The following is a 22,170-nucleotide window of genomic DNA, read 5'->3' as shown; positions in this document are numbered from 1 at the left end:
CATTTCAACGTAAATCAATAAACGTTTGGGGTCTTAATGCGGGCTTATCCTGTTCAACAAAAAAGTCCCCAAAAATGACCTTAAATGCACGTCGGGCCGAGACTGCAAAACTCAGAGACAAGGCCTATAAGCTCGCTGATGGCGAAGGGCTCTATCTTATGGTCAATACACATGGTTCAAAGTACTGGCGCACGTAGTATCGGTTTGCCTGCAAGGAGAAAAAGCTCTCATTCTGGAAGCTACCCGAACATCTCGCTTGCGGAAGCTCGCACTAAATGAGATGCGGCAAAAAAGTATTGGGGAATGATTAGGATCCCGGAGAGGTCAATAAAGGCCACGCAGTTAGCCAAAAAACTCTCGGATACCACTGCATTGGAAGCAATAGATCTCGAATGAAACTGGACTGCCCCACGAGAGTAGAAATGCTGTCCTCACGACGAGGCCTGTTCTAAGGCCTCCGGACTGATGACTGTGACGCCGGGCCCGGGTTGTGCAGCCACACATAGAACCCGGCCCGGGCGACATTCAGTACCCATCACACCCCATACAGTGCGGTGTTCATTGATAAAGCGGTAATTCAGTCGGCCTCCCTTGCAAAGTACCGCGCGGCCTTTTTCAGGATATCCCGTTCTTCTTCTGCGCGTTTTAGCGGCGCCTGTAGTTTCAGAAACTCGCTAAATCCCGGCCATGCTGTTCGCTGTTATCGGGTTAAATAGTCCGTAACCACTAATAGAGACTACGTGCGGAAACACCCAGACGGTTAGATACTTCGGCAACAGAATAACCGCGTTTCGTTGTCTGGCGGACGGCTTCTGCCTTAAATTCAGGTGTAAATTGTGGTGTGCCCATACGCTCCTCCCATATGCAAACTATAGGGCAGGATCGTCTACCGAAGTGGGGACAGTCCATAAATGACTCTGCGGTGTCTATAAACCCGCGGCGATTCATCTCATAACAATGCGGCCCTGAACAAAGCGAAGTACACGGAAACATAAAGATGCTCTGATTTAAATTTTTTATCGAGGTGAAAGCATTAAAAACATCAATTCATGAAAACTTCCACACATAAACAAAGCTAAAAAAAATCAAATCGCTATATTTTATATCTATAAATACAAATTTAACAGCATAATCATTTACTATTCTCGCATATGATAGTTTAATATGCCAACTCGACCATAAAGAAAGTACCGTTCTGAAGAGTAATACGTGGGTTTCGTTATGTCTAATAGAGACGACTTCCAGTCCACGCCGGCAAGTATATTCAAATACCTATCTTACGGGAATTTAATTATATGCAAATATCTACACAACATACACTAAGCCTTATAAATATTATCGTTAAATCAATTTTTCCTGATTTAGCTATGCATATGCAACGCACTGCATATATATCATTAATTATTGCAAAGGAGCTTAACCTTCATAAAAATATAATAGAAAACATTTACATTGCATCCAATATACACGATATAGGCTTTATTGATAAAAAATGGTCGGTCACAGCACCCAAGGATATCGTTGAGAGTGAATATATTACTGAGCATGAAGCGAATGGTGTGATAATGCTGAATGAAATATCTATTTTTGAGCCAGCGCTAACTATTATCGAACAACATCATATATCATGGGATGCAACCAATCCAGAAAAATACCCTTTGGAATGTCATATTTTGCATATGGCTGATGCTTTTGAGCTGTTCACACAGTCCCAGCTTGATAATAATATATCTTATGAAGATATAAAAATTAATGATTTCATTGAAGAAAACAATCAGTTCCCGCCTGAACTGATTACAGCTTTAAATAAAGTTATAAAACACGATATTTTATGGTATCGCCTTGCCTCTGCACAACTGGAACAGGCACTTGTAGACATCAGTCCAGTCAAAAAAAACATAATCTCAACTGACGATCTGCTGGAAGTTTGTCAGCTAATTGCAAAAATAATCGACACCTATAGTAACTTTACTATGTCTCATAGCATTAAAGTTGCAAAAATATCGCGTTTCATTGCGGACAAAATGGAACTCCCGTTGGAATCACAAAAGCAAATTCAGATCGCTGGTTACCTTCATGACATTGGTAAATTATATATACCTATTCACATACTGGAAAAAAAAGGCAGACTGACTGCGTCTGAATATAGTCTAATGCGAATACACAGTTACAAGACAGATGAGATGCTTTCTCAAATAGAGCCCCTGCGAAACATTAAACACTGGGCAGCAAATCATCATGAACGACTTGATGGCAGCGGATATCCCAGGGGACTGGTAGCATACAAACTTGATTTACCGAGCAAAATACTGGCTATCGCTGATGTTTTTACTGCTATGGCAGAAGATAGGCCCTATCGTAAAGGGATGAAACCAGAAAGAATTCTGGACATTATTGATGAAGAGGTGCAAAATAACCGGCTCGAAAAAGTGGTCTTTGATGTTCTCAAATCAAATATCAAAAGTGCATATTCTATCATCAACAAAGTATAAACTCGTTATTTTAATGAGGCATATACAAAATCATCAGTAAAAGAATTAAACCAGATGAAATACATGATCGCCAGTAAAGTGATATATGACTCTGAAACCGGGAGCCTGTCTTGTTCCGGGGATAGTAGTAATGAAGAGAAAAAAATCACTAAAACTGCTAACAGAATACTAACTTTATTAATTGAATCTCATGGTCATGTGGTCGAGCGCGAATACCTGCTTGAGCAAGTCTGGGAATCTCATGGTTTAGTCAGCTCTAATGGTTCATTAAATCAATATATAAGCATTTTAAGGAAAACATTAACATCATTAACAGATATTGAAGATATCATTGTATCTATACCAAAAGTTGGCTTTATAATCTCCCAGGATATCGAAATATTGCAATTAGAAGAAAGTAAAATTTTAGCAAATGAAATAAGCACTAAAGCAATAAAAAAAATGTCTTTATCCACGAGATTTTTACTTCTTGCAATTATTATCGCGTTAATTTCAAACATCATATTTTTTATGTATTCTGATGACAACCCAAGATATAAAACCGCAAAAAAACTCTATGCGATTGATAAATGCCAGATTCAGGCTTGGGCCAATATGCCTGAAAATGTTAATAAAACAATAACGAAAGCTATTTCTGAAATAGCGCCGGAATTACTTGAACAATGCTCAAAATATCCTGCAGCCATATTTGTCAGCTTACAAAAAAGCATTTATCAGAATGAAGATGGAATAGTTTTTCTATCATTTTGTCCATTACGTGAAAATAAAATAACTCACTGTAATAATTTTTACCATTACAAATGGAAACAATAATGAAAATTAAATTAGTCCTTGGGTTAATTCTTTTCTTACTGGTAGCCAACTGTATAAGATTATACTTTTTACAGAGTGAAAAGTATCTTAATCTCACCTGCGAGTCAACTGTACATTATACTGACAATACCTATGGAAAGGACTTTTCATTTAACGGAACAATTATATTTGATTTTGAGAAGTCCAGAAATGGGTATTTTTATCTTAGTGGCACAACAGGGAATAAACTTGAAAAGTATGATTTCTCACGCTATGTCAAATTTGAGTATAAACATGAGGAATCGAATAGATATAGTGTGAAAATAGTCAATATCCAAAAAATGGGCCATGATACTGTTCCTGATAGTTTTGTTCCTGTTATTTATTCAGAGCTTAACATTGCTGACAAACCATCCCTCTTCATATCCAAAAGTAATGAAAACTTGCTAACGCTGGGTACTATTGTCTCCCCTCTTCTGAACTGCGTACAAAAGGGTTAGTCCTCAATAACACGCAAAAGACATTACATAGTAGTGTCTTTTTTTAATCTTCTTCGCTATACGTTCCTCACTCATGTTCATCAGCGCTTCTCCTGAGCGATGTGTGGATCAGAACCTTTTTTAGTTTGTGTGTCCCCCGCTTTCAAAAGCAGGGGCTGTTCATATATTCCACTTTCTCTTCTTCTTTTACCTTCTGCTCTAACCATTCTGAACAAAAACCAGAAAGAAGATCAATTTACAACTTGTCAGATAGTCAGCTTTGATTGATTTTCAGCAAGTTCGCAATACCTGACAGCCTCTCATCACCTCATTTCAGCAGCCTTACAGCGAAAAACAAGATCAAATATTAACATTCAAGCGACTGCGCGTAATCACTACATCTCCAAATCACTTAAAACAACACCACCAGATGATCAAAAAAGTTAAAAACACATACCGAAAAAGAATAATTCACTATAAATTTAAATTAAAAAACATTTCGCTTCGTTAAATAACAATTACATGGTGTTATTAATCGCGGCAACGGTGCATGTTGGGCAACAGGTTCGACAACACCTTCTGTCAATACTGTATGCCGTCAGGCACATATACGAACTCTGGGCATATGTGGTGCTCAGGGATGAAACCATGAACGGATCTCCTAAAGGGATTCGAGTTTAAAAATAACGAGTATTTATATGAAAAATATGTCCTTAAAAGTAATGTCTCTGGCTTTCATCATGACTGCCTCGTCTGCTGCATTCGCGGATGTTAACGGTGGTGGTGGTACTATTCATTTCACTGGTACTGTTATTGATGCGCCATGTTCAATTGCTCCGGAAAGTATTGAGCAGACTGTAGAGCTCGGTTCTGTGGCATTAAGCTCCCTGAAAACTGCGGGTTCACATTCCCGTCCTGCAACCGGCGAAATCAAACTGGTTGACTGTACTCTGACTTCAGTAGAAGGTGACGAGACCACCACTTATTCTAAAGTTGGCGTAACTTTCTCCGGTACTCCGGATGCAACCGTCGCTGCACTGCTGGCAAACGATTCCAGCGCTCAAGGTGTTGGTGTTCGTCTCTTGGACGAAGATGGTAACGCTATTGAACTGGGTTCTGAAACTGAATATCCATTAGGTAACGGTGCGACCATTACTTATCAGGCTTATGTTGAAGCAAATGGTAATACTGTCACTGCCGGTGATATTCGTTCTGATGCAACTTTCAAACTGAACTACAAATAATATATTAAATCTCGAAGGCATCATATTTTAAACATGATGCCTTTTATCTCTATTTTTGAATATAAAGTAGCGCATGATGCCTGATAACATATCCTTACTGAACTTCAGATATTCGCCTGTTAAAATCAGTTTAATTATTGCGGCTCTGTCTACAGCATCTCAACCAGCCAGAGCCATAGAGTTTGCCACTGGCATTCTTAATATGGATGATAACGACAAAGTCAACCTTAAAAAATTCGAACGAGCTGGTTATATCGCTCCTGGTAAGTATCGATTATCAGTTTCACTGAATAACAACCTCTTACATGATGACGTTGATATCATTTTCGTTTCCGTAGGCGGAAACGAAAATGCGAGACCATGCCTGCCTGTTGAGTTGGTTGATGCCATGGCCATTAAACCTGAACATTTAAACAACATAATATCGCATAATGGGTGCATATATGTTGAAGACATTGATTCGGTTACCACGACAACTAACCTGTCCAAGTCCGCATTGAATGTCTCTGTACCTCAGGCATTTTTACAATATAGTGACAGTAACTGGACACCTCCTTCACGCTGGGACAATGGTATTCCAGGGTTTATGCTTGATTATGACATTGCTGCGAGCAAAATTAATTATAAACACAGCAATAATACACAAGATTATTCCAGCTATGGTACCGCCGGAGTAAATGTTGGGCCGTGGCGTATACGTGGTAATTACCAGTACTCAAACTATAAAAGAGGCAATCAGCGTGATACCAACTTTGACTGGACACAGCTCTACCTGTATCGTTCCTTCAATGAACAAGGTCTGAAATTACAGGCGGGACAAGTCTATCTAAATTCAAGTCTGTACGATTCGTTTCGATATAACGGTTTATCTGTTCAGAGTGATGAACGCATGCTGCCACCCGCCCTCCGCGGTTATGCACCACAGGTTAGCGGTATCGCTAAAACCAATGCTCGTGTAAAGATCACACAGAAAGGCCGCACTCTCTATGAAACGAATGTACCACCGGGACCTTTTGTCATTAGCGATTTAAATCAGGCAGTACAGGGTCTTCTGGATGTAGCCGTCGAGGAGGAAGACGGGAGCGTACAATATTTCCAGGTCAATACAGCGAGCATTCCTTTTCTGACACGACAAGGTTCCATGCGCTATAAGTTATTTTCTGGTAAACCAGTTTACAACACGGGCAACCGCTATATTGGTCCTGAATTTATGAGTGGTGAGATTTCGTGGGGCGCATTTAATAATACCTCTCTCTATGGCGGTTTTATAGCAACGAATCAAAACTACCAGGCTGCGACTGCAGGTATCGGGCAGGATTTACACTTGCTCGGTGCTCTTTCTATGGATGTCACTCGGGCGCAGAGCAAGCTTGAACAGCAGAATACAAAATCCGGATACAGCTATCGTGTTAATTATGCTCGTCAATTTACAAGTACGGGTAGTCAAATCTCTTTTATGGGCTATCGGTTTTCAGACAGTAATTACCTGTCCATGAGTGATTATCTTGACTATCTGAAGATTAACAAACTTTATCAGCGAGATCGCGAAACCTATACCGTCATGGGTAATCAACATATTCCATGGGTGGACGTGAATACCTATCTGTCATATACCCATCGTAATTACTGGTACGGGGATAGTTCCAACAGTATGTCACTTTCTATGACAAGAAACTTTAACGCCTTTGATTTACGCAACATCACAGGCACGTTGTCCGTGTCTAAAACACGTTACCGGGAATCAGATGACAGACAGATTTACTTTGGTATAAGCATGCCAATTGGTACGGGTCAACAAATCAGTTATGACAGCCAGTATGGTGAAGGCAATCGCTCACATACCGTTTCCTACTATAACTCCAGTGAGCGTGATCGTTCCTATCGTCTCTCAGCAGGGGGGCGGGATACAGACATCAGTTCAGGTAGCGCCCTCGTTCGAGGTAGCTATCGCCAGCGTACACAGAGCGGTGCGTTTAATGTGAATGCCAGCCAGAAAAATCGTGCCTATCGTTCAGTCAGCGCAGACTGGAACGGATCTGTCACCATAACACCTTATGGTGCTGCCTTAAGCGAAAGTCTTGGAGGCGAAACGCCGAGAATGCTGATTTCAGCTCATGGAGTGTCAGATGTGCCCTTCAATGCTGGCAATGCAAAAACAAACCGTTTCGGTATTGCTGTAATACCGGGTGGCAGCAGCTTTGAAAGTAACAGTTATGCCGTCGATATTCGCAGACTTCCGGAAAATGTCGAGATGGAAAAATCCATCTTCCAGAGTACCCTGACGGAAGGGGCGATTGGCTATAAATCTCTTCCGGTAAATAAAGGATACCGTGTGATGGCGACGATTACGCTCGCAGATGGAACGGCTCCTGGATTTGGTTCACCGGTGACAGATACTGTCAGTGGCAGAGAACTCGGTATTGTTGGCACTGGCGGACAGGCCTATTTATCAGGTATCGACGATAATGCAACTGCTATCGTGGATCTGGGTAATGGAAAAATCTGTAACATTCACTTCCCACAACTCAATGGTGCAGCATTAACCACATTACTATTGCCGTGCCAGTAATTAATGAAAGATGAAATAATGAATACTATTGCAAAAAAAATACCTGTATTGTTGACATCAGGACTGTTCTTTATATCGGCTACAGGACTGGCAGCTGTAAACCTGGATCGAACACGGCTTATTTATAATGCTGCCGATAAATCCACGGCTATAACATTGACTAATGAAAGTAAAACATTGCCTTATCTTGCTCAATCTTGGGTTGAGGATGACAAAGGGAAAAAATCGGATGAGATGCTGATCGCCCTGCCCCCTCTGCAACGTATAGAAGCAGGCGATAAAAGTCAGGTTCGGATCGTTAAAGGTGTAAAAGCTGAAAGCCTCCCCACCGATCGTGAGTCGCTTTTCTATTTTAATACGAGAGAAGTGCCGCCAAAAAGTGAGAAAAAAAATGTTATGCAAGTAGCGATTCAGAGTCGAATTAAACTTTTCTATCGCCCACAGTCCATACAGCGTAGCAACAACTTTAATCCAGAGCAAAAAATTACGATTCAGACCGTTGGTAATCAACTCACAATAACAAATCCAACCCCTTACTACTTCACCGCTCTGGCAGTTAAAGATAGTCAGGGAAATAAACTGAAAGAGGTGGATGGTGAGATGGTTGCCCCATTCTCTGATCGGAAAGTCTCTGTCGCAGGGCTACGTCTCGGGCAACGCATATCACTTTCATACATTAATGATTTCGGTGGTGTGATATCAATGTTATATCGCTGTGAGAATAATATTTGCAAATTTGAAAAAAATAATGAGGGATAAGATATGAACTACGGCAGATGCAGACTGACACTGATGATGCTTCTGTTTGTCGGAACGCATCTGGCGCACGCGACCAGCGACCTTGAATATCAGGGTTTCAAAGGAAACATAAATTTCCAGGGTGTAATACAGGAAGCCGGTTGCACGCTCGATTTTGACTCAGATGAACAACTTATCATGATTGGAGAATCAAATTCGCGTGAAATATTTCATGAAGTCCCGAATTCTCTTGTCATTCACCTTACAAACTGTGAGCGCCGTGATAATAATGCCTTTGATGATACCAGTGAACTGAAGACGACCTGGAGTGGTGGTACGCTGATGACAATCACCCTTGATGGCGAAACGCTTCCTGATGATCCTACCGTGTTCATGTTACACCCACGGGAGAGTCATATGGGACTGAAAATACTGGATGATGACAGTAATCAGATCTTACCCGATATACACAGTCATGTGATTCGAACGGATAAAGGAGGAAATCGCATCCGTCTGAGCTCTCAGGTTGTTCGTGGGGAGGGATTGGATCATTACCGCGGGCCTTTAACGGGAACATTAACTTTTCATTTAAAGTATTATTGACTGGTGATGTCGTGAAATATTTTATATTGTTAATAATGATTTTTTTCAGTACGTCTACGCTGGCACTGGAGTGTCATAAAGATTCCATATCAGGAAGTACCAGCGAACTGGTTAATATTGGTAGCGTAAAAATCCCCAATAACGTACCTGATGGCACTATCGTATGGCGTTCAGAAGTATTAACTAACAATTTTGTTTGTTGGTCAACAACATCTAAAACTGATGAGTATGTATATATTTATACATACCCGGAAGTCAGTGGCAGCGCGGTAATGCCTGAAGGGGTTGCGTTTGGTATTATATATGATGGCGTTGACTTAGGAACCAATAGTGACAAAACGCAAACAAGTTTATACTTTACCAAAAGCGAAAAAGGGAGTAAGTATGCTAAAACCCTAACAATGAGCTATCAAATTTATATCAAAAAAACTGCTAACTTAACCAGCAGCATCGTTTTTGATACTGATGAAATAGCAGTTTTCCAACTCGATGGTGTTGGTGGTATTAATAACAATGCCGGACTTAACTATCGTTATACGCTTACAGGGTTAACCAATTTTGTTGCTCTTGAATGCAGTGCAAATATTCCCGAAGTTACCGATGTCGATTTTGGCGAGCTAAAACCCTGGAACAGCACGGGTTCTGTTATTACCAGAAAGGACTTTTCACTTGCAGTTTCGCGTACCTGTGATGCGCCTTTTTCGCTTGATGCACTTTTTACACCGACTGGTACTGTCGTTAACAACGATAGCGTTGACCTGGGCAATGGTGCATTGCTAAAAATATACGATCCTGATACTGGTAATTATCTTATCTTTAACGACCTTACGGACTTTGTTGATCTGACAACTTCGAAAAGCCAGACAAAAACTTACCAGGCTGTTCTTGTCAGTAACGGTGAAGCAAAAACTGGTGAGTTTGAGTCAAACATTATATTTACGGTAAACTATAAGTAAATTTTACAGAGCGAATTATTACTGTCAAAAATTCGCTCTGTATTTTCAAAATACATACCATCTTTTTTAAGGGTGAAGATAAATACACGTTATAAAACTCAGTTTTTTCTATAATTTTTAGCACATTCACTTTCTACTGTTTTCTCTGGGTACTTTCCATGCATAAAGTATAAACATGGAAAATATAGTTTAATCATTTATTTTTCAGGTTGTTATGAGAAGCAAATTCCTTAATAAAATTGCATCTATTAATAATAAAAAAGAGCTGATTATTACCAGTAATAACCCCTTTATACTGACGGGATTGGCATCGTTATTCACCCCTGATTTTTATGCTGTTCGCTACATTCCGCTCCAGGAAATCAATAAATTAGCATTAAACAAAAAATCATTTTCTGTCGCGATAGTATTAACTGGAGCGTTGACTGCCGCCCAACTTGCTGAAATCATCATACTTTACCGACAGGTGGAAAAGGCCAAGATACCCACCCTTCTATTTTCGGAGATATACAACCATTATCTTTCTTTATTCACCCGATTAGCCGGCGGGTATGTGATATACGGTAAGCAAGACAGAACCTCTCTTCCATATGAACTAAGCTGCTTTATGGCAGCTGACCGTTATAATGATTATCCATCATCAAAGCGTATGAGTGATATCGAAGCATATGTATTAGCATACACGCTGAAAGGGAATACTGTCCCCGATATATCTAAAATGCTCAACACTGCGATTAAAACGGTTTATACCCATCAGCGTAATATTATGAAGAAGCTTGGCGTAAAAAAAATAAAATGGATACTCATTCACTAAGTTTCGTTTGGGTACGACTCACCACATTGAGTCTTTAATGAACCCCTCACCCTGATGCCTGGCAGCATCTCATAAAACCGATGTTGCCTGGTTCATACGACCCAGCCATCTGCTGCATCAGCTTAGACGAAAGGCTGTCAGTCTCCTTCCTTTACTTCTTTTCTACTTTGTTTGCCTGCTTCCGTTTGTCCGGTATTACCCCATTTCTCCCAAAATGCCTCAGATGACCTGCAGCCCTTGCCACACCTGGCTTTGGTCAAGATCTGGTACCAGAAAGGATCCTTTACGTATTTGGTTTTACCCGTAATAATGCGGAATAAGACAATAAAAGGATCCGCGCGCTGCGATTTATTGTGATGGCAGGTTCCGTCAGTCATTAGCTATGTGAAAGAGGGTTTTCTGCAACCTTAGAGTAAACTTTCAAGCCAAAGAACTCATTATCCGTTGCCTAAGTAACTCTAAGTCAGTCCGGCCAAAGATCTGGTGTTTCAGTGTGTTCAGACTATTTTCATGTTCCTCTAATGCACCGTTACTCCATACTCTACCAATGGCTTCAAAGATCTGAACGCTCACAACAATACGTTTTTTTCCTGTTTGTAAAAGGCATTCACCGGGCCTGTATTTACGTGCTCTCTGGAGCAAACTCAGCCGTACAGCTGTATCCACCTTAGCGATATAAGCAATTGCCTTTTGCAAGACGTCACGCTTAGTCTGATCAGTATCATGGATGTCACTGGACTGCACCACGGTAGACGATCCTGCCCTATAGTTTGCATATGGGAGGAGCGTATGGGCACACCACAATTTACACCTGAATTTAAGGCAGAAGCCGTCCGCCAGACAACGAAACGCGGTTATTCTGTTGCCGAAGTATCTAACCGTCTGAGTGTTTCCGCACGTAGTCTCTATTAGTGGTTACGGGCTATTTAACCCGATAACAGCGAACAGCATGCCCGGGATTTAGCGAGTTTCTGAAACTACAGGCGCCGCTAAAACGCGCAGAAGAAGAACGGGATATCCTGAAAAAGGCCGCGCGGTACTTTGCAAGGGAGGCCGACTGAATTACCGCTTTATCAATGAACACCGCACTGTATGGGGTGTGATGGGTACTGAATGTCGCCCGGGCCGGGTTCTATGCGTGGCTGCACAACCCGGGTCCGGCGTCACAGTCATCCCGGTGGCGTCAGTCCTGAGTCCTTCTTGTCGATCACGCACACAATAAACCGACAGCAACGCGCATTTCTGCGTACAATACCTTCTGACTTTTTCAGTCACTAGCCGCGACCTTTTACAACCTTCTCTGGACGATACAGGAGCCAGACGTAGATATGAAACAGATCACCCTCAGCGATATGCAGCAGCAGAGCGAAGCGGCGGCCCATGCGCCACGCCTGCGTGCCCATCGCAATTTTCATCCCGAACTGAGCGACCCGGTACAGCGCCTGGCCATCGCCATGGAACCTGGCACCTATATCCGCCCGCACCGGCACAGACATACCTTCGAACTTTTACTGCCGCTGAAAGGCCGATTTGTGGTACTGAATTTTGATGATAACGGCGTGGTCACCAACCGGGTGGTGCTGGGTGAAACCTGTACGGCGCTGGAAATGGAGGCTGGCACCTGGCATACCGTACTGTCACTGGACGCTGGCGGGATGGTATTTGAAGTCAAACAAGGGGCTTATCAACCGCTTGCCGAAATCGACACCATGGTCTGGGCACCGGCTGAAGGCCAGCCGGGTACAGCCGAAATCATGGCATGGTATGCCATCGCGCAACCGGGTGACCGTTTTCTGTCGATGCCGCAATAACAACAGGTACACGTTAACAGACGCCAATGGCGTCTGTTTTGATACTTCCTACCGAGGACAAAGTTTACCAAATTAACCGTCCCTTCCTTCGTGCTCCGCTCATACTCGCCTTCCACATTGCTGCTAAAAAGGAAGAAACTCTTATATTCAGCAAACTATTTTTCTCTACGAATAAGAGATGATAAGATAACGGGACAGAGTAAATACGTGGCAGTAAAACAATAAAAACAGCCAATTTATCGATATATTATTCTTAATGTGAATGGATTTTGTCAAACAGGTAAAGGAAGTCAGCGAGAAAAATAAATCATTATCATTGATGCTTTTGCTCACCGTGGCGATTTATTTTTTCATCGACATACAATTCTTATGAATATTACAGAACGGAACATCTGGAAGCTAAATAATTTACCGCCAATGGAGTATTGCTCTCTGGCGCGGGCGCAAAAATTATTAAACTGCGAACTTGAAGACATTCTTCACTGGCATGATATTGGCGCGATCAATCTATGTCTGAAGCTCAACCCGACGCGGGGAACATTAAAAATCGCCGCCCTTTCTCATCAGGAAAAAGACGTCACTACCGCGTTCAGTCCGCTTTCCTCATCCGAGGCGACGGAAACTATCTGGTCGCCCCACTCCCACATCCGCAGCATTTTGCGGCTTGAAGGGGATATTCCGATGATGGAAACCCTGCGCGGAAATACGGTGACGCAGTTCAATGTAAAGGTATCCGCGTCAGGACTTTGGCATCCACATTGCCGGAATTTAATGGCCTTGCTGGAAGCGCCTGGTGATATTATTCGCGAAAGCAAACTTAGCATGATGTTGCCTGATAAACCGTTTGTTTATTGTCATTTCATTCCGGATGAAGATGAACGTCCCGCCATATCATTAAACCGTATCTATATCACCAGCCAGGCTATTGAGAAAATATACGCCCACAGCATTAGCGCCCGTCCGATGGACGTGACGAAAAATTCGCTGCTGGAACAAACCAGTTACATTCATCAGGAATTAACCGTTCTGCCGCAAAATGAGTTATTACTGGAGTTTATCCATTATCTTATTCAGTCCCATACCGTATTTAATGAGAAATTGCAGCATATGGCCGAGTCAGACAAAACTCAGCTCTTTCGTCATGTGCTGGAAAAACTTAAAGAAGAAGGCATGCTCAGGGAAGATACCCTGTCCAGTGAGCATTATTAGCAATACCAACCATTAATCCAGCGTGACTGCGATCTGCTGTGCTACAGCGATGAATTCACGCGCTGCAGCGCTCTGCCAGGCACCCTGCCGCTGCAATAAACAGGCCGTGCGCTGCAGCAACGCAGGCTGTAGCGCAATCGCCACCACATCATCAAACTGCCCGGCGATCGCCGCCGGCAGCAGCGTTGCAAGTAGTGTGCTTCGAATAACCGACAGAACGGCAGCGATGGAGTTGGCCTCCATCCGCACGTCTGGCTCGAGCCGATGAAGGCGGCAATAACGATCGATCTGCTCACGGGTGGCAAACTCGCTGCTGAGTAAAATTAGCGGCTGGGCGTTGAGTGCCTGCAGTTGCAAGTCACGCTCTCGTGCCAGCGGATGCGCGCGGCTCACCACCAGCGCAAGCGTTTCCGTCAGCAGCGGCTGAACCACAATGTCCTGTGATCGCCTGTCGTCAAAAGCAATCCCCACATCCAGTTCATCCTCCAGCAGCATCGCCTCCATCCGCTCCTGGTTCATCTCCTGGATAAGCACTTTTACTCCAGGGTAGCGTCGGTAGTACGCCTCCACCAGCGGGCCCAGCATATAGGTAGTGAAAGTTGGCGTCATAGCAATGCGGAGTTTACCGTGGTGAAGATCTTCTGCGTCATGCAAGGCGCGCCGGCCTTCCTCAAGATCGCGTAACGCGCGACGGGCATACTCCAGCCAGATCTCTCCGGCATCGGTCAGACGAATACGTCGACCAGAACGGTCGAAAAGCTGAACCTCCAGCATCGCTTCCAGCTGGCGGATCTGCTGTGACAGCGCAGGCTGGGAGACATGGAGCGCCGCGGCGGCGCGAGTAAATCCACGATGTTCTGCTACGGCGATAAAGTAGGAAAGATGGCGCAGGAGCATCCGCTTACCTATAAGTAATTCAAATAGAGTTCATCATAAATAAGTCTTTTAACTTATGAAACAAGATACGTACCCTCTACCTACCATCCTCTGCGTTTTTCACCATCAACATCATCTTGTGCAGGAGTGACTATGTCGGCTCACGATCGCTATCTCCAGCGTGCATTAATGCTGGCAAACCAAAACATTGCTGACGGTGGGCGCCCCTTCGGCGCCGTGCTGGTGCGGCGTGATGAGATTGTCGCTGAAAGCGTCAATACCTTTCATCTGAGCGGTGACCCAACGGCCCATGCTGAGCTGAACGCCATTCGCGATCTTGCCGCCAGACTGGGAAGCGCGGCGCTGCGCGAATGCGTGATCTATGCCAGCGGGCAACCTTGCCCTATGTGCTTGAGCGCGCTCTATTTAACCAGCGTGCGGGAAGTATTTTTCGCCAACAGTAATCAGGATGGCGAACCCTTTCAGCTCTCGACCGCCGCGATTTATCAGCAGCTACAGCAGCCGCTGTCCAGGCAAACGCTGCCTATCCATCATCGCCCACAACCGGAGGGTCCTGAACTTTATCAGCGCTGGGCGGAACGGCAGTCATGAAATCAGCGCTGCGACAAAACCTGACGCTGGCAGTCCTGGTGCTGATTGGAATCAATATGCGGCCGCTGCTTACCTCCATTGGCCCTTTGCTGCCGGACATCCGCGCCGCCAGCGGGATGAGCTATACCCTGGCCGCTCTCCTGACCGCGCTGCCGGTGATCGCGATGGGCGTGCTGGCGCTGGCCGCTGGCTGGGTCGATCGCTATATCGCTCAAAAGCGCAGTATTGCGCTGAGCCTGCTGATTATCGCGGCAGGCGCCTTGTTGCGGGAAATCGCCCCGAATAGTGGCTTACTGCTCACCAGCGCCCTGGCCGGAGGAATTGGCATCGGCATTATTCAGGCCGCCATCCCGGCGGTAATTAAGCGCCTCTTTCCCCAGCGGACGGCGCTGGTGATGGGACTATGGTCAGCGGCGCTGATGGGCGGCGGCGGGTTAGGCGCCGCATTCACGCCATGGCTGGCGTCACATAGCACGGCCTGGCATGATGCGCTGGCCTGGTGGGCGCTCCCTGCGCTACTGGCTCTGTTCAGTTGGCTGGCAATTTGTCGGCAATTACCTCGCGCACCGCATCAGACCAGCGCTTCTCCCCGGGTCGCGATTATTGGCCAGCGCCGCGCCTGGACGCTGGGACTCTATTTCGGACTGATCAATGCCGGCTACGCCAGTCTGATCGCCTGGCTGCCGCCTTACTACATTCAGCTAGGCGACAGCGCCCAGGACAGCGGTTCGCTGCTGGCGCTGCTGACCGTCGGGCAAACCGCCGGCGCGCTGCTGCTCCCGGCGCTGGCTCACAAGGAGGATCGGCGCCAGCTTCTCCTGCTGGCCCTGGCGCTACAGCAGATTGGCTTCTGCGGCTTCATCTGGCTGCCAGAGCATTTCTCTGTGCTCTGGGCCCTTGCCTGCGGCGTGGGGCTGGGCGGCGCGTTTCCCCTGTGTTTGGTGCTGGCGCTGGATCACGCCGGACAACCGGCGGTGGCTGGCAGGCTGGTAGCCTTTATGCAAGGTATTGGATTTATCATCGCTGGCCTCTCCCCCTGGCTGTCCGGCCTGTTACGTAGCCTGAGCGGTAACTACACGCTTGACTGGTCCTGGCATGCGATCTGCGTCCTGCTACTCATGGCGCTGACGCTGCGCTTCATTCCGGCGCGCTACCCCTCTGCGTGGCGACAGCACGCCTCTGACCTGCACTGACCCGGCGTCGACGCGTGGCGAAATCAATGCCGCGCGTCGCCCACTTTCTCCTTGCCAAAGCCGTTTTCCAGGCGTCGCTGGCGTTAAATTTATTACCGAGTGAAATTAATGTGTCGCCGAATCACGACACTCGTAAGTAACTAAAAATTAATAAAAAAATGCCACTTGTCTCTCTGATTTTTTAGGCGTACATTAGCGCCATCTGGAGCAGTAAACGCACAGAATTGCGAGCTGCCGCAGGGTGAGATTTCACCGGCGACAGCCCTTGAAAAACAGAACAATTAATTCATTTGAACGTCGCATAAGCGCGTGGAGTGATGAGTCGTGAAATACTTCTTTATGGGTCTCTCTTTTATGGTCATCGTTTGGGCCGGTACTTTTGCCCTGATGATCTAGACTGCAGCGGTGTCAAAAAAAACGGGAGCCTTCATGCTCCCGTTTTTATTTTGCCGTGCTGTCCGCAGCGTTAGCTCGCGGCGGGCACGGGCAGCAGGCCATCCGCGCGAAACATCGCCTTGATACCGCGGATCGCCTGACGCGTACGGTCCCGATTCTCGATCAGCGCGAAGCGGACGTGGGTATCGCCATAGTCGCCAAAGCCAATCCCCGGCGAGACGCAAACCTTCGCTTCATTAAGCAGCTTTTTCGCAAACTCCAGTGAGCCCATCGCGGCGTAAGGTTCCGGTATTTTCGCCCACACATACATAGACGCTTTCGGACACTCCACCATCCAGCCGGCCTCATGGAGCCCTTTGACCAGCACATCGCGACGGCGCTTATACTGTTCGGCGATATCACGCACACACTGCTGATCGCCCTCCAGAGCCGCAATTGCCGCTACCTGCAGTGGGGTAAACGTGCCGTAGTCATGATAGCTTTTGATACGAGCAAGCGCATTCACCAGGGTTTTATTACCCACCATAAAGCCAATCCGCCAGCCGGCCATGTTATAGCTTTTCGACAGGGTAAAGAACTCGACGGCGACATCTCGCGCGCCGGGCACCTGCATGATAGAGGGCGCTTTCCAGCCGTCATACACGATATCGGCATAGGCCAGATCGTGGACGACAAGAATATCGTACTGTTTAGCCAGGGCGACGACCTTTTCGAAGAAATCCAGCTCCACGCACTGCGCAGTCGGATTCGAGGGAAAGCCAAGGATCATCATTTTCGGCTTCGGGTAACTCTCGCGGATGGCACGTTCCAGCTCGTTAAAGAAATCCACCCCTTCCACCAGCGGCACCGAGCGCACCTGCGCCCCGGCGATTACCGCACCATAGATATGGATCGGATAGCTGGGGTTCGGCACCAGTACGGTGTCGCCATGATCCAGCGTCGCCAGCATCAGGTGCGCCAGCCCCTCTTTCGAACCAATGGTAACGATCGCTTCTGATTCCGGATCGATATCGACGTTATAGCGTTCTTCATACCAGCGCGAAATGGCGCGACGCAGGCGCGGGATCCCCCGCGAGGTAGAGTAACCATGGGTGTCAGGCCGTTGGGCAACGGTGCAGAGTTTTTCCACAATATGCGGCGGCGTCGCGCCATCGGGATTGCCCATACTGAAATCGATAATATCTTCGCCGCGCCGACGCGCAGCCATTTTCAGTTCAGCAGTAATGTTAAAAACGTACGGAGGGAGACGATCGATACGCGTAAAACGGCGTTCAGGACTGGATTCAGCCATAGGTTCCTCTAATTAACGTTAGCGCCCGGACCGTCCGAGCGACGCTGCCGCTGTTGCGGCTCGTTTAGAAAATAACCTGAAAAAATTCATGTTGTCGAGCGTCCTGGCAAAAAATAATTTCTGGCGGAAAAAACGGGTATCGGCCGCAGTAAATGCGGCTGTGTGTCGTCGGAATATTTCAGAGTTGCATAAGTGTGATAACACATTGATATCTTTCTTGTCACAGATATTTCTCGTTAAAGGGCAAGACTGCCGCTATCGCGGTGCCCACGCATTAATCCCCTTTAAAAAGTGAGCCTTTTCCGCATTATTGTTCTGCGGCTGGTCTTCTGCCATCAGGTTTTTTATCATGTCCTTTTCTGGCCACTGACGCGGCGCACCCATGCACGAAATCTTTACTATGATGCTGGCGGTCTATGACCGTGCGGCCCTGATGCTTATTTGCCTCTTTTTCCTCATTCGCCTGCGCCTGTTCCGCGAACTGTTGCATAAATCGGCCCATACACCGAAAGAGCTGCTGGCGGTAACCGCCATTTTCTCGCTGTTCGCGCTATTTAGTACCTGGTCCGGCGTCCCGGTTGAGGGATCCCTGGTGAATGTGCGCATTATCGCCGTGATGTCCGGTGGGATCTTGTTTGGTCCCTGGGTGGGCGCGATTGTCGGGGCGATTGCCGGCGTACACCGCTATCTGATCGATATCGACGGCGTGACCGCGGTGCCCTGCTTTATCACCAGCATTGTTGCCGGCCTGCTGTCGGGGTTGATTAACCGCAAAGTGGCCCGCGATCAACGCTGGAAAATTGGCATTCTGGCCGGGATGGTATGTGAGTCCCTGACCATGATCCTGGTGGTGGTCTGGGCACCTTCCCTGAGCCTCGGCGTGGATATTGTTTCAAAAATCGGTATCCCGATGATCCTCGGCAGCGTCTGTATCGGTTTCATCGTGCTGCTGGTGCAAAGCGTGGAAGGGGAAAAGGAGGCCAGCGCAGCGCGGCAGGCGAAACTGGCGCTCGATATTGCCAACAAAACTCTGCCGCTGTTTCGGCACGTTAATAGCGATTCGCTGCGCCAGGTTTGCGAGATTATCCGCCGCGATATTACCGCCGACGCAGTGGCTATCACCAATAAAGAGCACGTACTGGCCTACGTGGGCGTCGGTGAAGCCAACTATCAACGCCACGACGACGAGATCAGTCCGACCACCCGACAGGCGATTCGCTATGGAAAAATCATCATAAAAAACAATGATGAAGCCCACCGCACGCCGGAGATCCACTCCATGATGGTGATCCCGCTGTGGGAAAAAGGGGTGGTGACCGGCACGCTAAAAATCTATTACTGCCACGCCCATCGCATCACTTCGACGCTGCAGGAGATGGCGATTGGCTTATCACAAATTATCTCCACCCAGCTGGAGGTTTCCCGCGCCGAACAGCTGCGGGAGATGGCTAACAAAGCGGAACTGCGCGCCCTGCAAAGTAAAATTAACCCGCATTTTTTATTCAATGCGCTGAACGCCATCTCCTCCTCCATTCGGCTTAATCCGGACACCGCGCGCCAGCTTATTTTTAATCTGTCGCGCTACCTACGCTATAACATCGAATTAAAAGACGATGAGCAGATTGATATCAAAAGAGAGCTTTATCAGATCAAAGATTACATCGCCATTGAACAGGCACGATTCGGCGACAAGCTGACAGTCATCTACGATATTGACGACGACGTTAGCTGCGTGATCCCGAGCCTGCTTATCCAGCCGCTGGTGGAGAACGCCATCGTTCACGGCATTCAGCCCTGTAAAGGCAAAGGCGTGGTGACGATCGGCGTCAATGAGTGCGGTAATCGGGTACGCATTAGCGTTCGCGATACCGGTAATGGCATCGATCCCGCCGTGGTCGCCCGCGTGGAAGCCGACGAAATGCCGGGAAATAAAATTGGCCTGCTCAATGTTCATCATCGGGTGAAGCTTCTCTACGGCGAGGGGCTGCATATTCGGACCCTCACGCCGGGAACGGAAATCGCCTTTTATGTCCCCAATCACTCTACGCCGCAGGCGCTGACGGAGTCTCTGTTGTCATGAGCGAAGAAAAGATGAAAGTTATCATTGTGGAGGATGAGTTTCTGGCCCAGCAGGAGCTCTCCTGGCTTATTAACACCCATAGCCAGATGGAGATCGTCGGCAGCTTTGACGACGGCCTGGACGTGCTGAAATTTCTCCAGCACAACAAGGTCGACGCCATCTTTCTCGATATCAATATTCCATCGCTTGACGGTGTTCTGCTGGCGCAAAACATCAGCCAGTTTGCCCATAAGCCTTTTATCGTCTTTATCACCGCGTGGAAAGAACACGCGGTGGAAGCCTTTGAGCTGGAGGCATTTGACTACATCCTGAAACCCTACCAGGAGTCACGTATCATCAATATGCTGCAAAAGCTGACCACCGCCTGGCAGCAGCAAAATAACGTCGCTGCGGGAGCGACCGGCGCGGCGCCACGAGAAAACGACACCATCAATCTGATTAAAGATGAGCGGATCATCGTCACCAGCATTCATGATATTTATTATGCCGAGGCGCATGAAAAGATGACATTCGTCTATACCCGCCGGGAGTCATTCGTCATGCCGATGAACATCACCGAATTCTGCAGCAAACTGCCCACCGCACATTTCTTTCGCTGTCACCGCTCGTACTGCGTGAATATCAGCAAGATCCGCGAAATTGAACCGTGGTTTAACAATACCTATGTGCTGCGCCTGCGCGACCTGGAGTTTCAGGTGCCGGTGAGCCGCAGTAAAGTGAAAGAGTTTCGCCAGCTGATGAATCTGTAGAGGCGGGAAGTCCCGCCATCCGGGCTACGACGGTAGCCCGGGAGGGATACGCTTACAGCACCTGGCCCAGCGTCTGACGCAGATGCGCGCCGGAGCCCAGCAGGCCTGGGTTTTCATGCACGATCAGGTAAACCGGAATATCCTGAACATAGGCTTTGAAACGGCCTTTATCTTCAAAGCCGCCGCGGAAGCCAGAGGCTTTAAAGAACTCCAGGAAGCGCGGCACAATGCCCCCGGCAATATACACCCCGCCAAAGGTCCCCAAGGTCAGCGCCAGGTTACCGCCGAAACGTCCCATAATGACGCAGAATAGCGACAACGCCCGGCGACAGTCGGTGCAGCTGTCCGCCAGCGCTCGCTCGGTGACCTCGCGCGGCTGCAGGTTCTCTGGCAGGCGGCCATCAGACTTCACAATCGCGCGGTACAAATTGACCAGTCCGGGACCAGAGAGCACGCGTTCTGCGGAAACATGCCCCAGCTCGGCGCGCAACTCTTCCAGAATAATCCCCTCTTCTTCGCTGTTCGGCGCAAAATCGACATGACCGCCTTCACCCGGCAGGCTGACCCAGCGCTTGTCAACGTGCACCAGATGCGCCACGCCAAGCCCGGTTCCGGCGCCATAAACGGCGATCGGTTTGCCCGCTACCGGAGCGCTGCCGCCAAACTGAATGAGGTGCTCAGCTTTGAGCATCGGGATGGCCATGGAAACGGCGGTAAAATCGTTAATTATCTCCAGATGGGCAAAGCCAAGGTTGCGCTTCATTTCAGCGATGGAGAAGGCCCAGGTATGGTTGGTCATCGCCACCCAGTCGCCGGTGATCGGGCAGGCAATGGCGATACAGCCTTCGTTGACGGTCACCTGGTGCTCCTCCAGATAGACGCGCACCACCGCCTCCAGACTGGGATAATCGAGCCCGGAATAGGTCTTTGCACGAGAGATCTCTCCGCTCGCCAGATCACATAGCGCCAGGCGGGCATTTGTCCCCCCGACATCTCCTACTAAAGCAAATTTTGTCATTCCGTTACGGCTCCGCTAAAGTCAAAATAATTCTTTTGGCACACTGTAAATTCATGGCGGCTTAACAACAACGTCCAACGCGCAGACGCCCCTTGTTTAGCGACACAGGTCACATTTAGTTTGTAATCTATGCAAAGTAGCCTGTAAAGGACGCACCGGATATCAGACGCCACCTTAACTTTATCGTTTCAGCACCATTTGCATCGACGGTCCCGGCCGACGAAGGCAAAGTAGTGCTCCAGAACTTT

At 47.3% G+C, this 22,170-nt stretch carries 20 protein-coding genes and 3 pseudogenes; 18 read left to right on the top strand and 5 right to left on the bottom strand.

Annotated elements, in window-relative coordinates; translation table 11 throughout:
- Nucleotides 1-74: 74 nt before the first annotated feature.
- A pseudogene (locus LGL98_RS26255) lies at nucleotides 75-276 on the top strand (Arm DNA-binding domain-containing protein); the annotation flags it as partial.
- A gap of 178 nt (nucleotides 277-454) precedes the next feature.
- On the opposite strand, the pseudogene LGL98_RS07100 reads toward LGL98_RS26255, so the two are convergent.
- Nucleotides 455-849 (bottom strand): annotated as a pseudogene (locus tag LGL98_RS07100) (transposase); the annotation flags it as partial.
- Between the two features lie 446 nt (nucleotides 850-1,295).
- Between LGL98_RS07100 and LGL98_RS07095 the strand changes: the two are divergent.
- The 12 genes and pseudogenes from LGL98_RS07095 to LGL98_RS07040 all read left to right on the top strand — a co-directional run bounded on the left by LGL98_RS07095 (nucleotide 1,296) and on the right by LGL98_RS07040 (nucleotide 13,707).
- Nucleotides 1,296-2,492, top strand: coding sequence for an HD-GYP domain-containing protein (locus LGL98_RS07095; RefSeq protein WP_136034549.1), 1,197 nt, complete (start codon nucleotides 1,296-1,298; stop codon nucleotides 2,490-2,492).
- A gap of 63 nt (nucleotides 2,493-2,555) precedes the next feature.
- Nucleotides 2,556-3,305 carry a winged helix-turn-helix domain-containing protein gene (locus tag LGL98_RS07090; RefSeq protein ID WP_168435418.1) on the top strand — a complete coding sequence of 250 codons (750 nt, stop codon included), beginning with the start codon at nucleotides 2,556-2,558 and terminating at the stop codon, nucleotides 3,303-3,305.
- The gene (locus LGL98_RS07085) at nucleotides 3,305-3,784 is read left to right on the top strand and encodes a FidL-like protein (protein ID WP_168435417.1); all 480 of its coding nucleotides are present in this window, start codon (nucleotides 3,305-3,307) and stop codon (nucleotides 3,782-3,784) included. The genes LGL98_RS07090 and LGL98_RS07085 overlap by 1 nt, the downstream gene beginning before the upstream one ends.
- A 677-nt stretch (nucleotides 3,785-4,461) precedes the next feature.
- Entirely contained in the window at nucleotides 4,462-5,007 is a 546-nt protein-coding gene (locus LGL98_RS07080; protein ID WP_136034543.1) for a fimbrial protein, read from the top strand.
- Nucleotides 5,008-5,080: 73 nt separating this feature from the next.
- Nucleotides 5,081-7,576 (top strand): fimbria/pilus outer membrane usher protein, encoded by a 2,496-nt coding sequence (locus tag LGL98_RS07075; protein ID WP_136034541.1) that lies wholly within the window; start codon nucleotides 5,081-5,083, stop codon nucleotides 7,574-7,576.
- 18 nt (nucleotides 7,577-7,594) lie between these two features.
- Nucleotides 7,595-8,335 carry a fimbrial biogenesis chaperone gene (locus LGL98_RS07070; RefSeq protein WP_136034539.1) on the top strand — a complete coding sequence of 247 codons (741 nt, stop codon included), beginning with the start codon at nucleotides 7,595-7,597 and terminating at the stop codon, nucleotides 8,333-8,335.
- Nucleotides 8,336-8,338: 3 nt separating this feature from the next.
- On the top strand, nucleotides 8,339-8,917 hold the full coding sequence (locus tag LGL98_RS07065; RefSeq protein ID WP_136034537.1) for a fimbrial protein: 579 nt from the start codon (nucleotides 8,339-8,341) through the stop codon (nucleotides 8,915-8,917).
- Between the two features lie 11 nt (nucleotides 8,918-8,928).
- Nucleotides 8,929-9,873 (top strand): fimbrial protein, encoded by a 945-nt coding sequence (locus LGL98_RS07060; protein ID WP_203033828.1) that lies wholly within the window; start codon nucleotides 8,929-8,931, stop codon nucleotides 9,871-9,873.
- Nucleotides 9,874-10,087: 214 nt separating this feature from the next.
- Nucleotides 10,088-10,687: a helix-turn-helix domain-containing protein gene (locus tag LGL98_RS07055; protein WP_136034533.1), complete on the top strand. Its 600-nt coding sequence runs from the start codon at nucleotides 10,088-10,090 to the stop codon at nucleotides 10,685-10,687.
- Between the two features lie 789 nt (nucleotides 10,688-11,476).
- Nucleotides 11,477-11,871, top strand: a pseudogene (locus LGL98_RS07050) (transposase); the annotation flags it as partial.
- Between the two features lie 144 nt (nucleotides 11,872-12,015).
- Nucleotides 12,016-12,498 carry a WbuC family cupin fold metalloprotein gene (locus tag LGL98_RS07045; protein ID WP_136034530.1) on the top strand — a complete coding sequence of 161 codons (483 nt, stop codon included), beginning with the start codon at nucleotides 12,016-12,018 and terminating at the stop codon, nucleotides 12,496-12,498.
- A gap of 369 nt (nucleotides 12,499-12,867) precedes the next feature.
- The gene (locus tag LGL98_RS07040; RefSeq protein ID WP_136034528.1) at nucleotides 12,868-13,707 is read left to right on the top strand and encodes a hypothetical protein; all 840 of its coding nucleotides are present in this window, start codon (nucleotides 12,868-12,870) and stop codon (nucleotides 13,705-13,707) included.
- 12 nt (nucleotides 13,708-13,719) lie between these two features.
- Here LGL98_RS07040 and cynR read toward each other — a convergent pair whose 3' ends face one another.
- On the bottom strand, nucleotides 13,720-14,604 hold the full coding sequence (gene cynR, locus LGL98_RS07035; RefSeq protein ID WP_136034527.1) for a transcriptional regulator CynR: 885 nt from the start codon (nucleotides 14,602-14,604) through the stop codon (nucleotides 13,720-13,722).
- Between the two features lie 132 nt (nucleotides 14,605-14,736).
- Between cynR and LGL98_RS07030 the strand changes: the two genes are divergently transcribed.
- From LGL98_RS07030 to ypdK, 3 genes are all read left to right on the top strand, one after another.
- On the top strand, nucleotides 14,737-15,195 hold the full coding sequence (locus LGL98_RS07030; protein ID WP_114692763.1) for a nucleoside deaminase: 459 nt from the start codon (nucleotides 14,737-14,739) through the stop codon (nucleotides 15,193-15,195).
- Nucleotides 15,192-16,388, top strand: coding sequence for a CynX/NimT family MFS transporter (locus tag LGL98_RS07025; RefSeq protein WP_136034525.1), 1,197 nt, complete (start codon nucleotides 15,192-15,194; stop codon nucleotides 16,386-16,388). Before LGL98_RS07030 ends, LGL98_RS07025 begins: the two co-directional genes overlap by 4 nt.
- A 324-nt stretch (nucleotides 16,389-16,712) precedes the next feature.
- On the top strand, nucleotides 16,713-16,784 hold the full coding sequence (gene ypdK, locus LGL98_RS07020) for a membrane protein YpdK (protein WP_099119320.1): 72 nt from the start codon (nucleotides 16,713-16,715) through the stop codon (nucleotides 16,782-16,784).
- 70 nt (nucleotides 16,785-16,854) lie between these two features.
- Here the strand turns inward: ypdK and alaC are convergent, their stop codons facing one another.
- Together alaC and LGL98_RS07010 are read right to left on the bottom strand one after the other, a co-directional pair.
- Nucleotides 16,855-18,075: an alanine transaminase gene (gene alaC / locus LGL98_RS07015; protein ID WP_114692762.1), complete on the bottom strand. Its 1,221-nt coding sequence runs from the start codon at nucleotides 18,073-18,075 to the stop codon at nucleotides 16,855-16,857.
- Nucleotides 18,076-18,330: 255 nt separating this feature from the next.
- Nucleotides 18,331-18,459 (bottom strand): hypothetical protein, encoded by a 129-nt coding sequence (locus LGL98_RS07010; RefSeq protein ID WP_168435416.1) that lies wholly within the window; start codon nucleotides 18,457-18,459, stop codon nucleotides 18,331-18,333.
- Between LGL98_RS07010 and LGL98_RS07005 the strand changes: the two genes are divergently transcribed.
- Nucleotides 18,458-20,155 (top strand): sensor histidine kinase, encoded by a 1,698-nt coding sequence (locus LGL98_RS07005; protein ID WP_114692761.1) that lies wholly within the window; start codon nucleotides 18,458-18,460, stop codon nucleotides 20,153-20,155. The two genes, LGL98_RS07010 and LGL98_RS07005, sit on opposite strands and share 2 nt — an antisense overlap.
- An 11-nt stretch (nucleotides 20,156-20,166) precedes the next feature.
- Entirely contained in the window at nucleotides 20,167-20,904 is a 738-nt protein-coding gene (locus LGL98_RS07000) for a LytR/AlgR family response regulator transcription factor (RefSeq protein ID WP_136034613.1), read from the top strand.
- Nucleotides 20,905-20,956: 52 nt separating this feature from the next.
- Here LGL98_RS07000 and glk read toward each other — a convergent pair whose 3' ends face one another.
- Entirely contained in the window at nucleotides 20,957-21,922 is a 966-nt protein-coding gene (gene glk, locus LGL98_RS06995; RefSeq protein ID WP_012540954.1) for a glucokinase, read from the bottom strand.
- Nucleotides 21,923-22,170: the final 248 nt, after the last annotated feature.

This window comes from Klebsiella africana (assembly GCF_020526085.1).
Lineage (GTDB): Bacteria > Pseudomonadota > Gammaproteobacteria > Enterobacterales > Enterobacteriaceae > Klebsiella > Klebsiella africana.
This window is presented reverse-complemented; position numbering and strand designations above follow the sequence as displayed.